Origin of the sequence: Microbacterium sp. NPDC088619, assembly GCF_044752825.1 — a bacterium.
Taxonomy (GTDB): Bacteria; Actinomycetota; Actinomycetes; order Actinomycetales; family Microbacteriaceae; genus Microbacterium.
Window position 1 is genome coordinate 114,061 of record NZ_JBIVLZ010000001.1, and the last position, 13,279, is coordinate 127,339.

The window sequence follows — 13,279 nt, forward strand, 5'->3', positions numbered from 1 at the left end:
GGCCGTCATCCTTCGGGATGGCGGCCCGTTCCGCGTTTCCGCCCGTCCGCGATGGCCGCGCAGGGCAACGTGACCGAACATTACGTCTGCATTCGTCACATTTCTGCGGGTTGGACAGCATGGGGGTATGACCTCTCTGCTCTCCGCGCCCTCCACGGCACGCGGACCGGCGATCGCCGGCACTGCTCAGCCCGTGCGTCTGCACGGGGTGGAGCGGAGCTTCCCCGTCGCACGCGGTCGGCGCGAGGTTCTCCGAGGGGTGGATGTCGATGTCGCCGCCGGTGAGATCGTCGCGATCGTCGGCCCTTCCGGATGCGGCAAATCCACGCTCCTGCGTCTGGTCGGCGGCCTGGATGCGCCGACGAGTGGCAGCATCCTGCTCGATGACTCCCGCGTCGCAGATGTCGACGAGCGCACCGCGATCGCCTTTCAGGAGCCCCGACTCCTGCCATGGCGGACCATCGCGCAGAACATCGAACTGGGTCTGCCCCGAGGAACCGCGCGCCGTGACGGACGGGAACGAGTACGGGAGCTCATCGAGCTCGTCGGCCTTGAGCAGGCGGCAGACCAGCGCCCGCGTGAGGTGTCCGGCGGGATGGCGCAGCGCGCCTCGCTCGCACGTGCCCTCGCTCGCAACCCCGGCGTCCTGCTGCTGGACGAGCCGTTCGGTGCGCTCGATGCGCTCACCCGACTGCGGATGCACGATCTCCTCCTGAAGATCCACGCCGCCGAGCCGACCACCGTCCTCCTCGTCACCCACGACGTCGAAGAGGCCCTCTACCTGGCCGATCGCGTGCTGCTGCTGCGCACGCTGGTCGGCGACGCCGAGACGGACGCGCCCTCCATCGCGCGCACGATCACGGTCCCCGGCATCCGCCCCCGCGACCGCGCCGATCGCGGCCTCGCGGACCTCCGTGCCGAGCTCCTCGAGGGACTCGGCGTCGACACCCACCACAGCACCGCCACCGAGGAGACCCGATGAGCACCATCACCCGCCGAATCATCCCCGCGATCGCCATCGCCGGCATGATGATGCTCGTCGCGTCCGGCTGCGTCGCCGGGGAGAACGCCACGGCCTCCGACACGTCGGACGACGATGCCGCCGCCACCGGAGAGTGGTCCTCCGACACGCTGTCTATCGACTTCGCGACGTACAATCCGCTGAGCCTCGTGATCCGCGACCAGGGAATCCTCGAGGAGATCCTCGGCGACGACGTCGACGTCGAGTGGGTGCAGTCCGCCGGCTCCAACAAGGCCAACGAGCTGCTGCGCTCCGGCTCGATCGACGTGGGATCGACCGCCGGCTCCGCCGCGCTCCTGGCTCGCGCGAACAATTCGCCCATCCAGGTCATCGACATCTTCTCGCAGCCCGAGTGGTCGGCGATCGTCGTCGGCCCCGACAGCGACATCACCTCGGTCGAGGACCTCGCGGGCAAGTCTGTCGCCGCCACGAAGGGCACGGACCCCTACTTCTTCCTGCTGCAGTCCCTCGAGGAGGCCGGCCTGTCGGTCGATGACGTCGAGGTGCAGAACCTCCAGCACGCCGATGGCCGTGCAGCGCTCGACGGCGGCTCGGTCGACGCCTGGGCGGGCCTCGACCCGATCATGGCCGCGGCCGAGGTGGAGTCTGGCGACCAGCTCATCTACCGCAACGTCGACTTCAACACCTACGGATTCCTGAACGCGACCGAGGACTTCATCGAGAACCACGCGGACCTCGCACAGGCGGTCGTCGACGCCTACGAGCAGGCGCGCGAGTGGGCCCTCGAGAACCCCGACGAGACGGCTGCGCTGCTGGCCGAGGTCGCGGGAATCGACATCGAGGTCGCGAAGACCGTCATCACCGAGCGCTCGAACCTCGATGTGAGCGGAATCCCCGGAGAGGACCAGATCGCGGTGCTCGAGAAGATCGCTCCCGTGCTCGTCGACTCCGGTGATGTCCAGGGCGGCAAGGACTCGGTCGACAAGGCGCTGGACTCGATCGTGAACGCGACCTTCGCAGAGAAGGCGGTCGGGGGCGAGTGAGCCTTCCCGACCAGCGCGTGGTGGTGCCCGCGGCCGCACGGGAGGCGCTCGACGCCGCTCGTGGTGTCCGACGGCGCCCTGAGGTGGGCGCGCGGCATGCATGGGACCGTCCGGTGGTGCGCGTCATCGGCGGGTTCCTGCTGCCCGCCCTCATCATCGTCGCCTGGCAGGTCGTGACGACCACCGGACTCGTCGCGCCGTACCTCCTCCCGTCTCCGGAGTCCGTCTTCGCAGCCGGCGTCGAACTGGCCGAGCGCGGTCTGCTCTGGACCCACATCGCGATCTCGGTGCAGCGCGTGCTGCTCGGCTTCGCGATCGGATCCGTGATCGGACTCGCGATCGCGGGGATCGTCGGACTCTCGAGGATCGGCGACGTGCTGCTCAGCCCCACGCTCTCGGCGGTTCGTGCTGTCCCGTCTCTGGCGTGGGTGCCGCTCCTGATCCTCTGGATGCAGATCGGCGAGGAGTCGAAGGTCACACTGATCGCCATCGGTGCGTTCTTCCCGGTCTACACCACCGTCGCATCGGCCCTCCGGCACGTCGATCCCCAGCTCGTCGAGGCAGGGCGCTCGTTCAGCCTCCGCGGCTGGTCGCTGTTCCGCACCGTGCAGCTGCCCGCCGTCGTGCCGTCGGTGGTCGCAGGCCTCCGCCTCGCACTCGCGCAGGCCTGGCTGTTCCTCGTCGCCGCCGAGCTGATCGCGTCGTCGATGGGTCTCGGGTTCCTGCTCACGGACTCGCAGAACAGCGGACGCGTCGACAGGATCATCCTGTCGATCGTTCTGCTCGCGCTTCTCGGCACGATCACCAATGCGCTTCTCGTGCTCGTGGAGAAGTACCTGCTCCGACGGTGGGTGTGACGTGACGGAAGCCCGTTTGCACGAGACCCGCACGTACCCGGCGCCCGCGGGGTTCGCCGAGGCGGCGAACGTGACCGCGGAGGCGTATGCGCGGGCCGCGGCGGATCCGACGCTCTTCTGGGAGCAGGCGGCCGAGCGGCTCGACTGGGCCGAGCCGTGGCACACGGCTCACGAATGGGACCCGCCCGTGGAGGATGCCGTTCCCGCCGCTCGGTGGTTCGTCGGCGGACGGCTCAACGTCGCGTACAACTGCGTCGATCGCCATGTCGAGGCCGGCCGCGGCGACAAGGTCGCCCTGCACTTCGAGGGTGAGCCGGGCGACCGCACCGCCGTGACGTACGCGGACCTCCAGGACAGGGTGTCGCGCGCGGCCAACGCGCTCATCGCACTCGGCATCCGTCCGGGCGACCGTGTCGTCGTCTACCTCCCGGTGCTGATCGAGACGGTCGTGATCACCCTGGCCTGCGCGCGCATCGGAGCCGTGCACTCGCTGGTGTTCGGCGGGTTCTCCGCCGAGGCGGTGCGGTTCCGCCTCGCCGACACCGGAGCCAAGCTGCTCGTGACGAGCGATGGCCAGTTCCGCCGGGGCACCGCCACCGAGGTCAAATCGACGGCCGACCTCGCCGCTGCGGATCTTCCCGACCTCGAACACGTCCTCGTGCTCCGGCGCACCGGGCAGGACGTTCCCTGGACCGAGGGGCGCGACGTCTGGTGGCACGACGTCGTCGACACCGCCTCCTCCGAGCATGAACCCCAGGCGTTCGATGCCGAGCATCCGCTCTTCATCATCTACACGTCGGGCACGACGGGGAAGCCGAAGGGGCTCGTCCACACGTCCGGCGGGTACCTCACGCATGCGAGCTGGGCGCACTGGGCCCATTTCGACGCGAAGCCCGACGATGTGCACTGGTGCACGGCGGACCTCGCCTGGGTGACCGCCCACACGTACGAGATCTACGGTCCGCTCTCGAACGGTCTGACGCAGGTCATCTACGAGGGGACGCCGGACACTCCCCATCGTGAGCGGCATCTCGAGATCATCGAGCGCTACGGCGTGACCGTCTACTACACGGCCCCCACGCTGATCCGCGCCTTCATGACCTGGTTCGGCGCCGAGCTGCCGCAGGGGCACGACCTGTCGACGCTGCGCCTGCTCGGAACGGTCGGTGAAGCGATCAACCCCGAGGCCTGGATCTGGTTCCGTCGCAACTTCGGGCGCGACGAGCTCCCGGTGGTCGACACCTGGTGGCAGTCGGAGACCGGGGCGGCGATGATCGCGCCGCTTCCAGGGGTCACGACTCTCAAGCCCGGCTCGGCGTCCGTGCCGCTGCCCGGCATCGACGCGACCGTGGTCGATGAGAACGGTGACGAGGTGGCGCCAGGGCGATCCGGAACGCTCGTGGTGCGGCGACCGTGGCCGGGAATGGCGCGGACGGTGTGGGGGAACCCGCAGCGTTACCGTGACGCGTACTGGTCGGCGTACGCCGGGCACGGCGAGCACGGCGGATACTACGTCGCCGGTGATGGGGCGACCCGAGATGCCGACGGCCACATCTGGATCCTCGGCCGCCTCGACGACGTCGTGAACGTATCCGGCCACAGGCTCTCGACGATCGAGATCGAATCGGCGCTCGTGGCGCACGACACGGTGGGGGAGGCAGGCACCGCCGGCGTCGCCGATCCTGTCACCGGGCAGGCCGTGGTCGCGTTCGTCACCGCGTCAGGACGCGCGGAGGTCTCGACCTCGCAGCTGCGAGGACAGGTCGCCACGGCGATCGGACCCGTCGCCAAGCCGAAGCACATCGTCGTGGTCGCCGATCTGCCCAAGACCCGCTCGGGGAAGATCATGCGCCGCCTTCTCGCGCAGCTGTGGGAGGCGGAGCAGGACCGGCGCGCAGGGCGCGCACCCGCCGCGCTCGGGGACACGACATCTCTGCAGAACCCGTGGGCCGTCGACGAGATCGCCGCCGTGCTCGAGACCGCTGAACTGAGGACACAATGACGGAAGAACACCGCTTCGGGTTTCGCACGAGGGCTCTCCATGCCGGGGGCACACCGGATGCCGCGACGGGTGCCCGCGCCGTGCCGATCTACCAGACGACGTCGTTCGTGTTCGAGGATGCGACGGACGCCGGCAACCTCTTCGCTCTGCAGAAGTACGGCAACATCTACTCGCGCATCGGCAACCCCACCGTCGCCGCGCTCGAGGAACGGCTGGCATCGCTCGAGGGCGGGATCGGCGCCGTCGCGACCGCATCGGGCATGAGCGCCGAGTTCATCACGTTCGCCGCGCTCGTCGGAGCCGGAGACCACGTGGTCGCCTCGGCGCAGCTCTACGGCGGTACCGTGACCCAGCTGGATGTGACGCTGCGTCGATTCGGCGTCGAGACCACGTTCGTCGCTTCCACGGATCCGGCCGACTACGCGGCGGCGATCCGCCCCGAGACCAAGGTCGTCTACGTCGAGATGATCGGCAACCCGTCCGGAGAGATCGCCGACGTCGAAGGCCTCGCGGAGGTCGCGCACGCGGCCGGCGTGCCTCTCGTCGTCGACGCGACGCTCGCCACCCCCTACCTCTCGCGTCCGCTCGAACACGGCGCTGACATCGTCATCCACTCGGTGACGAAGTTCCTCGGGGGTCATGGGACGACCCTCGGGGGCGTCGTGATCGAGAAGGGCACGTTCGACTGGGGCAACGGCCGCTTCCCGCAGATGACCGAGCCGGTCGAGTCGTACGGCGGCATCAAGTGGTGGGACAACTTCGGCGAGTACGGCTTCCTCACCAAGCTCCGCACCGAGCAGCTCCGCGACATCGGTCCGGCGCTGAGCCCGCAATCGGCTTTCAACCTCCTGCAGGGTGTCGAGACGCTGCCGCAGCGCATCGACGCCCACCTCGCCAACGCGCGGATCGTCGCCGAGTGGCTCGACTCTGACCCCCGGGTCGAGTACGTGACGTGGGCGGGCCTGGCCCATCACCCGCACCACGATCGTGCGGCCAAGTACCTGCCGCTCGGTCCCGGGTCGGTGTTCGCCTTCGGAGTCAAGGCCGACGACGGTCGCGCAGCGGGGGAGACGCTGATCGAGAACCTGCAGCTGGCGTCGCACCTCGCGAACATCGGTGACGCGCGCACGCTCGTCATCCACCCGGCATCCACCACGCACCGACAGCTCACGGAGTCGCAGCTCGTGGCGGCGGGAGTGCGCCCCGACCTCATCCGGATCTCGGTGGGCCTCGAGGATGCCGAAGACATCATCTGGGATCTCGATCAGGCCCTCACCACAGCGACAGGAGCGACACGATGAGCGGAACCGAGACCACCGGTGCCGACGCCTGCGCGCTACCCGTGGCCTGTGCTCTGCCCGGCGCTGCACCGCAGCAGTCCGATCGGGCCTGGACCGGCCCCAGTCAGCCGCAGCGCTTCGGCATCCTCCGACGTGCGAAATCCGTCGCCATCGTCGGCGCATCGAACAACCCGGCACGTGCGTCGTACTTCGTCGCGACCTACCTGCTCTCCAGCACCGCATATGACGTCTACCTCGTCAACCCGCGCGAGTCGGAGATCCTCGGCCGGCCGGTCTACGCCTCGCTCGCAGATCTGCCTGTGGTGCCCGACATCGTCGACGTCTTCCGCCGGCACGACGACCTGCCGGGAGTCGCCGAGGAGGCGATCGAGGCCGGGGCGCAGACGCTCTGGTTGCAGCTGGGTTCCTGGAATGAGGATGCCGCTGCGATCGCCGAGCGCGCAGGACTCTCTGTGGTGATGGATCGGTGCATCAAGATCGAGCACGCCCGGTTCCACGGCGGACTCCACCTCGCCGGATTCGACACCGGGGTCATCAGCTCGCGTCGGCAGCTGCTGGCGCGCTGACCGAGCTCGCCGCCGAGCCTAGACTGGCGGGATGCCTCTCATCGCGCTCACCGGCGGTATCGCGTCGGGCAAGTCGACCATCGCACGACGACTCGCGGAGCTCGGAGCGGTCATCGTCGACGCAGACCAGATCGTGCGCGACGTGCAGGCGCCCGGCTCGGCGGTGCTGGCGCGGATCGAGGAGACCTTCGGGCCGGAGGTCATCGCCGCAGACGGTGCACTCGATCGCGCTGCGCTGGGGGCGAAGGTCTTCGGCGACCCCGAGCAGCTGGCCCGGTTGAACGCGATCGTCCACCCCGCGGTCCGTGCCGAATCGCAGCGGCGATTCGAAGCGGCCTCGGCTGTCGACCCCGAGGGAGTCGTCGTCTACGACGTCCCTCTGCTGGTCGAGGCTCGCGTCGATGACCCGTGGGATCTGATCGTCGTCGCCCATGCGCCTGCAGGCGAGCGCAGGCGGCGGCTCGTCGAGCTGCGCGGTATGACGGAGCAGGCCGCGCAGGAGCGGATCGACGCGCAGGTGTCGGACGAGCGTCGACTGGCGATCGCCGACGAGACGATCGACACCTCCGGTTCTCTCGAGCAGACGATCCAGCAGACCGAGGCGCTGTGGGAGCGGATCACTTCGTCGTGACCTTCACCGGTCATGCACCTGGCTCTCCCGCCTATCGGCGACTCATCGTCGGGCTCTTCTTCGCCGGCATCGCGACGTTCGCGCAGCTGTATTCGCCGCAGGCGGTTCTGCCGCAGCTGTCCTCGGATCTCGGGATCTCTCCGGCCACCGCGGCACTCGCGGTGTCGGCTGCGACGCTCGGCCTCGCGGTCGCCGTCATTCCGTGGTCGATGGTCGCGGATCGCATCGGACGTGTGCCCGCGATGGGGATCGGCATCCTCACGGCGACCGCTCTGGGACTTCTCGCACCGCTGAGCTCGGGCTTGGAGATGCTGTTGGCGCTGCGTCTGCTGGAGGGCGTGGCGCTGGGAGCCGTACCCGCGGTCGCGCTCGCGTATCTCAGCGAGGAGGTGAGCGCACGCGATGCGGCGACTGCGGCGGGGAGCTATATAGCCGGGACGACCGTGGGCGGCCTGCTCGGTCGTGTTCTGTCAGGACTGGTGGGCGAGCCGTGGGGATGGCGTGCGGGCATCTGGACCGTCGCCGGGGTGTGCGCGGTGGCAGCCATGCTGTTCCTCTGGCTCACTCCGAAGGCTCGAGGGTTCGTGCCCGGTCGCTTTCGCGACGATGCGCGGCCGGGAATGCTCGCGCGCCTGGCGATGCCGCTGCGCTCCGCGCCGCAGCTCGCGCTCTACATGCAGGGCTTTCTTCTCATGGGGGCCTTCGTCGCGGTCTACAACTACCTCGGTTTCCACCTGATCGACGCGCCGTTCGCCCTTCCGGGGTGGTTGGTCACGCTGCTGTTCCTGGCCTACCTCGCAGGCACCGTCTCGTCACCGACGGCAGGTGCGCTCGCATCCCGCTTCGGTCGGTATCCGGTGCTGCTGTGCTCGATCGCAGTGATGGGCCTCGGCGCCCTCGCCCTGCTCAGCGAGGTGCTCATCGTGGTGATCCTCGGGCTGCTGATCTTCACCGGTGGATTCTTCGGCGCGCATGCCGTCGCCTCGGGGTGGGCTCCCATCGCGGCCGCACCCGAGACCAGGGCGCAGGCGTCGTCGCTCTACTACTTCGGCTACTACGCGGGGTCGAGCCTCTTCGGCTGGGCCCTGGGGACCGTGTTCGGCGCAGCTGACTGGGCGTGGTTCGTGGCGGCGATCGCGGCGATGTGCGCGGTGTCCGCGGCGCTGGCCGCACGCGTCCTGCGGCTGTCACCGACCGGACGCGTATGATCGCGAAGCGGCGGCTCGTCACCGGGATCCGCTGTCGCCGTCGACCGGGAGGATCGCCGTCATGCGCATGACCCATCTCGCAGCCTACGACCGTGAGCTGCGCACGGATGCCGAGGTCACCCACGCGCTCAGCGTGGCGGCGCACGGGCCCCTGCGACTCGCAGTCTTCCCCGGCGGGCGCGGGTTCGTGTCTTATGCCGACCTCGACGGCTTCGACCCTCGCGGCATCGAGACGCTCGTGGATGTCGCGCTTGCACACTTCGTGAACCTGAGCGGCATCGATTCGATCGAGTGGAAGACGCGAGGGCATGATCGAGCGCCAGGCCTCGGCCCAGCTCTGGAGAGCCGGGGGTTCGTTCCGGAGGAGGTGGAGTCGGTGATGATCGGCGAGGCGGCTCTGCTCGCCCAGCCCGTGGATCTTCCCTCCGACGTGGAGCTTCGGCGCGCGCGCACCGACGCCGAGGTGTTCGCGATGGAGGAGATGCAGGGCAGGGTCTTCGGCGACCCACGGTGGCGCGTGCGCGTCGAGACGACGCTCCAGCGCATCCGGGAGGACGACTCCGTGGAGCTCTGGACCGCCGTGGCCGGCGGCCGGGTGGTCAGCGCCGGGCGGCTGGAGCCCGTGGCAGGCACCAGCTTCGCCGGCCTGTGGGGCGGAGCGACGTTGACTGAATGGCGGGGTCGGGGGATCTACCGAGCGCTGACGGCCCAGCGCGCGCGATCCGCCCTCGCCCTCGGCAAGTCGTATCTGCAGTCGGACTGCACCGAGTTCTCGCGGCCGATCCTCGAGCGCGCAGGGCTCGTCAAGGTGTCGACGACCACCCCCTATGTGTGGACGCGCTCGCCCGACTGACCGGAACCGCCCTCTCGACGCCTGCGCGCCAAGCGGCGCAGGCCCACCACCACGACGACGACCAGCGCCACCAGCAGCAGGGCCGCCAGGACGGGGATGATGATCGCCGTGGCGGCGAGCATGAACGACGCGCCGTCCTCGGCGGTGCTCAGGACGGGAGCCGCAAGGCCTCCGGTCACGGTGTTGGCGGCGACGCGCGCCGTGGCCTTCACGATGTGCACGACCAGGGCGATCGCGATGCCCACGACCACCGGCACCCAGGTGTTGTCGGTGAAGAACGCGGCAGGGTCGTCGACCGCGATCGTCTGAGCTCCGGAGCCCGCACCGAACGCGATGCCTCCGGATGCCGGACGCAGAATGCTCTGGATCACGTCGTTCACTGAGTCGAGCGCCGGGATCTTGTCGGCCACGATCTCGAGCAGCAGGAGCCCCCCGAGGATCCAGAGTGCGAGATCGCTCGAGAGCCACGACCACGACGAAGGCAGCACGACGGCGGGAAGCAGCCGATCGGCGAGCCCGAGCAGGAACAGCGGCATCCAGGCATTGAGGCCGGCGGAAGCGGCGAGGCTGGTGCCGATGAGGAACTCGATCACGCCCCCACTCTAGGCCGACGCCCCTCGTGGCCCCGATGTCGGTGGCCCGGCATACGCTGGAGGTATGCAACCCACGCGCAGCGTCCGTCCTTTCGAGGTCATCAGCGAGTACGCGCCCGCCGGCGACCAGCCCAAGGCCATCGCCGAGCTCGCATCGCGCATCAACGCCGGTGAGACCGACATCGTCCTGCTCGGAGCGACGGGTACGGGAAAGTCCGCGACCACCGCCTGGCTCGTGGAGCAGGTGCAGCGTCCGACGCTCGTCCTCGCGCACAACAAGACTCTCGCCGCGCAGCTCGCCAACGAGTTCCGCGAGCTGATGCCGAACAACGCAGTCGAGTACTTCGTCTCGTACTACGACTACTACCAGCCTGAGGCGTACGTGCCGCAGACCGACACCTTCATCGAGAAGGACTCGTCGATCAACTCGGAGGTCGAACGGCTGCGCCACTCGACCACCAACTCGCTGCTGAGTCGAAGAGACGTGATCGTGGTCTCCACCGTGTCGTGCATCTACGGCCTCGGAGCGCCGGAGGAGTACCTCAGAGCGATGGTCGCTCTCCAGGTGGGGGAGCGGTACGACCGGGACGCGCTCATCCGCCAGTTCATCTCGATGCAGTACAACCGCAACGACGTCGACTTCTCGCGAGGCAACTTCCGCGTGCGGGGCGACACCATCGAGATCATCCCCGTGTACGAGGAGCACGCGATCCGCATCGAGCTGTTCGGCGACGAGATCGAAGCGCTCTACTCGCTGCATCCGCTCACCGGAGAGGTCATCGAGAAGCTCGACTCCGTGCCGATCTTCCCCGCCTCGCACTACGTGGCTGGCACCGACGTGATCCAGCGTTCCATCGGAACGATCGAGCACGAACTCGAGGAGCGGCTCAAGGAGTTCGAGCGTCAGGGCAAGCTGCTCGAGGCCCAGCGGCTCAGGATGCGCACGACCTTCGACCTCGAGATGCTGCAGCAGCTCGGCTTCTGCTCGGGAATCGAGAACTACTCCCGGCACATGGACGGGCGTCAGCCGGGCGAGCCGCCGCACACGCTGCTCGACTTCTTCCCCGACGATTTCATGCTCGTGATCGACGAGTCGCACGTCACGGTGCCCCAGATCGGCGCGATGTACGAGGGCGACGCCTCCCGCAAGCGCACACTCGTCGACCACGGCTTCCGCCTGCCGAGTGCGATGGACAACCGGCCGCTGCGGTGGGATGAGTTCAAGAACCGGATCGGGCAGACCGTCTACCTGTCGGCGACGCCCGGCAAATACGAGATGGGCATCGCCGACGGCGTGGTGGAGCAGATCATCCGCCCGACGGGTCTGGTCGACCCGCACATCATCGTGAAGCCGTCGAAGGGGCAGATCGATGACCTTCTCGAAGAGATCAGGCTGCGTGTCGGGCGTGACGAGCGGGTGCTCGTGACGACGCTCACCAAGAAGATGTCAGAAGAGCTCACCGACTTCCTCGGTGAGCACGGCGTGCGCGTGCGGTACCTCCACTCGGACGTCGACACGCTGCGACGAGTCGAGCTGCTCAGCGAGCTGAGGGCGGGCGTCTACGACGTCCTGGTGGGAATCAACCTGCTGCGTGAAGGACTCGACCTGCCCGAAGTGTCGCTGGTCGCGATCCTCGACGCCGACAAGGAGGGCTTCCTGCGATCGGGCACGTCGCTCATCCAGACGATCGGCCGCGCGGCGCGCAACGTGTCCGGTGAAGTGCACATGTACGCCGACAGGATCACCGACTCGATGGCCAAAGCGATCGAAGAGACCGATCGACGTCGTGAGAAGCAGGTCGCCTACAACCTCGAGCACGGGATCGACCCGCAGCCGCTGCGCAAGCGGATCGCCGACATCACCGAGGTGCTCGCGCGTGAAGGCGCGGACACCGCCGCGATGATGTCCGGCCGCGGACGCGCGACCGGCAAGGGGAAGTCGCCGACGCCTAACCTGCGGCGCACGGGGATCGCGGCCGAGGGCGCTCAGCAGCTCGAAGCTGTGATCCAGGACCTCTCCGATCAGATGCTCGCAGCGGCCGCAGAACTCAAGTTCGAACTCGCCGGACGACTGCGTGACGAGGTGCAGGACATGAAGAAGGAACTGCGCGCGATGGAGAAGGCCGGCCACGCCTGACGACACGGGAGTGACGAGGATGGATGCAGCAGGAGAAGAGCTCGCCGACCGCGTGAGAGCGCTCCTCACGCTCGATGGGAACGTCGAGGAGAAGCGGATGTTCGGCACGCGCGCGTTCCTTCTCGGCGGTCACATCCTCGTCGGAGCGCGCACTGGCGGAGTGCTGCTCGTTCGCGTCGATGAGGAGCACGGCGCCTCGCTGATCACCCGGCAAGGGGTCGCCACTGCGATCATGGGTCCGCGGACGATGGGGACAGGCTGGCTCGACGTGTCGCCGAGCGCGCTCGTCGGTGACGATGACCTCGCAGCCTGGCTCGACATCGCGCGTGAGGACGCGCAGCGAGACGGCTGAAAGCGGCTTCAGGGGCAGTGGACGAGAGTCTTCGGGCCCGACCGGTCGATCTCGTGCTCGCTCATCGGCGATCCGCACAGCGGACAGGCGCGCTCGGCGCGTTCGGACGGGCTCGGCGGGGGAGTCTTCTCGTAGGGTCCGACCGAGGCGGGGCCGGCGAAGCGGATCAGATTCGAGTTGAACCAGGCGTACAGACCGCCGGCCTCGCGGATCCGAGTGCGGAGCGGAGGACGATCATCAGAACTGGCCATGTTGCTTAGTGTACTAACTATTAGTGTCAATGTATATTCGAATCCGTGACCGCATCGGATGACCTGCTCAAGCTCGACAACCAGCTCTGCTTCGCTCTGGTGACAGCAGCACGCAACGTCGTGGCGATCTACAGGCCGATCCTCGATCCCCTCGGGCTCACGCATCCGCAGTATCTCGTGATGCTGGCGCTCTGGGAACGTGCTCCACGCCCACTGAACGACCTCGCGGCCGATCTCGCGCTCGAGCCCGCTACGGCATCACCGCTCGTGAAGCGGCTGGAGGCAGACGGTCTGGTGGCGCGGCAGCGCAGCGTCGAGGACGAGCGCCGTCTCGACATCACGCTCACGGACGCCGGACGGGCCCTGCGTGACCGAGCCCTCGACGTGCCTCGCCAGGTGATGGCCGCAGTGGGGATGGACCTGCAGCAGATCGCGACACTGCGCGACGGGTTGTCGGCGTTCGCGGGGCGCCGTTCAGCGCCCGAGTGACCGCGTCATAGGGT

At 68.3% G+C, this 13,279-nt stretch carries 14 protein-coding genes; 12 read left to right on the forward strand and 2 right to left on the reverse strand.

Translation table 11 applies throughout. From position 1 onward, the window contains the following. Nucleotides 1-127 precede the first annotated feature (127 nt). The 9 genes from ACIP5T_RS00610 to ACIP5T_RS00650 all read left to right on the forward strand — a co-directional run bounded on the left by ACIP5T_RS00610 (nucleotide 128) and on the right by ACIP5T_RS00650 (nucleotide 9,443). Nucleotides 128-982 (forward strand): ABC transporter ATP-binding protein, encoded by an 855-nt coding sequence (locus ACIP5T_RS00610; protein ID WP_400859751.1) that lies wholly within the window; start codon nucleotides 128-130, stop codon nucleotides 980-982. Then, nucleotides 979-2,025, forward strand: coding sequence for an aliphatic sulfonate ABC transporter substrate-binding protein (locus ACIP5T_RS00615; RefSeq protein ID WP_400859753.1), 1,047 nt, complete (start codon nucleotides 979-981; stop codon nucleotides 2,023-2,025). The genes ACIP5T_RS00610 and ACIP5T_RS00615 overlap by 4 nt, the downstream gene beginning before the upstream one ends. Continuing rightward, nucleotides 2,022-2,882, forward strand: coding sequence for an ABC transporter permease (locus ACIP5T_RS00620; protein ID WP_400859755.1), 861 nt, complete (start codon nucleotides 2,022-2,024; stop codon nucleotides 2,880-2,882). The genes ACIP5T_RS00615 and ACIP5T_RS00620 overlap by 4 nt, the downstream gene beginning before the upstream one ends. Further along, entirely contained in the window at nucleotides 2,833-4,884 is a 2,052-nt protein-coding gene (gene acs, locus ACIP5T_RS00625) for an acetate--CoA ligase (protein ID WP_400859757.1), read from the forward strand. The genes ACIP5T_RS00620 and acs overlap by 50 nt, the downstream gene beginning before the upstream one ends. Continuing rightward, nucleotides 4,881-6,185, forward strand: a complete 1,305-nt coding sequence (locus tag ACIP5T_RS00630; protein WP_400859759.1) for an O-acetylhomoserine aminocarboxypropyltransferase/cysteine synthase family protein — start codon at nucleotides 4,881-4,883, stop codon at nucleotides 6,183-6,185. Before acs ends, ACIP5T_RS00630 begins: the two co-directional genes overlap by 4 nt. Next, a complete protein-coding gene (locus ACIP5T_RS00635; protein WP_400859761.1) occupies nucleotides 6,182-6,751 on the forward strand; it encodes a CoA-binding protein in 570 nt (189 codons plus the stop codon). The genes ACIP5T_RS00630 and ACIP5T_RS00635 overlap by 4 nt, the downstream gene beginning before the upstream one ends. Nucleotides 6,752-6,782: 31 nt before the next feature. After that, complete coding sequence (gene coaE, locus ACIP5T_RS00640; protein WP_400859763.1) at nucleotides 6,783-7,382, forward strand: dephospho-CoA kinase; 600 nt, start codon at nucleotides 6,783-6,785, stop codon at nucleotides 7,380-7,382. After that, entirely contained in the window at nucleotides 7,358-8,590 is a 1,233-nt protein-coding gene (locus ACIP5T_RS00645; RefSeq protein WP_400859766.1) for an MFS transporter, read from the forward strand. Before coaE ends, ACIP5T_RS00645 begins: the two co-directional genes overlap by 25 nt. Nucleotides 8,591-8,657: 67 nt before the next feature. Beyond that, complete coding sequence (locus ACIP5T_RS00650; protein ID WP_400859768.1) at nucleotides 8,658-9,443, forward strand: GNAT family N-acetyltransferase; 786 nt, start codon at nucleotides 8,658-8,660, stop codon at nucleotides 9,441-9,443. Here ACIP5T_RS00650 and ACIP5T_RS00655 read toward each other — a convergent pair. Next, nucleotides 9,416-10,036, reverse strand: a complete 621-nt coding sequence (locus ACIP5T_RS00655) for a DUF4126 domain-containing protein (protein WP_400859769.1) — start codon at nucleotides 10,034-10,036, stop codon at nucleotides 9,416-9,418. The two genes, ACIP5T_RS00650 and ACIP5T_RS00655, sit on opposite strands and share 28 nt — an antisense overlap. A 64-nt stretch (nucleotides 10,037-10,100) precedes the next feature. On the opposite strand from ACIP5T_RS00655, the gene uvrB reads away from it, so the two are divergent. Together uvrB and ACIP5T_RS00665 are read left to right on the forward strand one after the other, a co-directional pair. Beyond that, a complete protein-coding gene (uvrB, locus tag ACIP5T_RS00660; RefSeq protein WP_400859771.1) occupies nucleotides 10,101-12,173 on the forward strand; it encodes an excinuclease ABC subunit UvrB in 2,073 nt (690 codons plus the stop codon). A 19-nt stretch (nucleotides 12,174-12,192) separates the two neighbouring features. Next, complete coding sequence (locus tag ACIP5T_RS00665) at nucleotides 12,193-12,525, forward strand: TfoX/Sxy family protein (RefSeq protein ID WP_400859773.1); 333 nt, start codon at nucleotides 12,193-12,195, stop codon at nucleotides 12,523-12,525. Between the two features lie 8 nt (nucleotides 12,526-12,533). Here ACIP5T_RS00665 and ACIP5T_RS00670 read toward each other — a convergent pair whose 3' ends face one another. Then, the gene (locus ACIP5T_RS00670) at nucleotides 12,534-12,776 is read right to left on the reverse strand and encodes a hypothetical protein (protein ID WP_400859775.1); all 243 of its coding nucleotides are present in this window, start codon (nucleotides 12,774-12,776) and stop codon (nucleotides 12,534-12,536) included. Nucleotides 12,777-12,821: 45 nt separating this feature from the next. On the opposite strand from ACIP5T_RS00670, the gene ACIP5T_RS00675 reads away from it, so the two are divergent. Further along, nucleotides 12,822-13,265, forward strand: coding sequence for a MarR family winged helix-turn-helix transcriptional regulator (locus ACIP5T_RS00675; RefSeq protein WP_400859777.1), 444 nt, complete (start codon nucleotides 12,822-12,824; stop codon nucleotides 13,263-13,265). The last annotated feature ends 14 nt before the right edge of the window (nucleotides 13,266-13,279 follow it).

Excerpts from the sequence above, each read along its gene's own strand:
- ACIP5T_RS00610 (WP_400859751.1), top strand. The coding sequence starts at position 128 with ATGACCTCTCTGCTCTCCGCGCCCTCCACGGCACGCGGACCGGCGATC.
- ACIP5T_RS00615 (WP_400859753.1), top strand. The coding sequence starts at position 979 with ATGAGCACCATCACCCGCCGAATCATCCCCGCGATCGCCATCGCCGGC.
- acs (WP_400859757.1), top strand. The coding sequence starts at position 2,833 with ATGCGCTTCTCGTGCTCGTGGAGAAGTACCTGCTCCGACGGTGGGTGT.
- ACIP5T_RS00630 (WP_400859759.1), top strand. The coding sequence starts at position 4,881 with ATGACGGAAGAACACCGCTTCGGGTTTCGCACGAGGGCTCTCCATGCC.
- ACIP5T_RS00635 (WP_400859761.1), top strand. The coding sequence starts at position 6,182 with ATGAGCGGAACCGAGACCACCGGTGCCGACGCCTGCGCGCTACCCGTG.
- coaE (WP_400859763.1), top strand. The coding sequence starts at position 6,783 with ATGCCTCTCATCGCGCTCACCGGCGGTATCGCGTCGGGCAAGTCGACC.
- ACIP5T_RS00650 (WP_400859768.1), top strand. The coding sequence starts at position 8,658 with ATGACCCATCTCGCAGCCTACGACCGTGAGCTGCGCACGGATGCCGAG.
- uvrB (WP_400859771.1), top strand. The coding sequence starts at position 10,101 with ATGCAACCCACGCGCAGCGTCCGTCCTTTCGAGGTCATCAGCGAGTAC.
- ACIP5T_RS00665 (WP_400859773.1), top strand. The coding sequence starts at position 12,193 with ATGGATGCAGCAGGAGAAGAGCTCGCCGACCGCGTGAGAGCGCTCCTC.
- ACIP5T_RS00670 (WP_400859775.1), bottom strand. The coding sequence starts at position 12,776 with ATGGCCAGTTCTGATGATCGTCCTCCGCTCCGCACTCGGATCCGCGAG.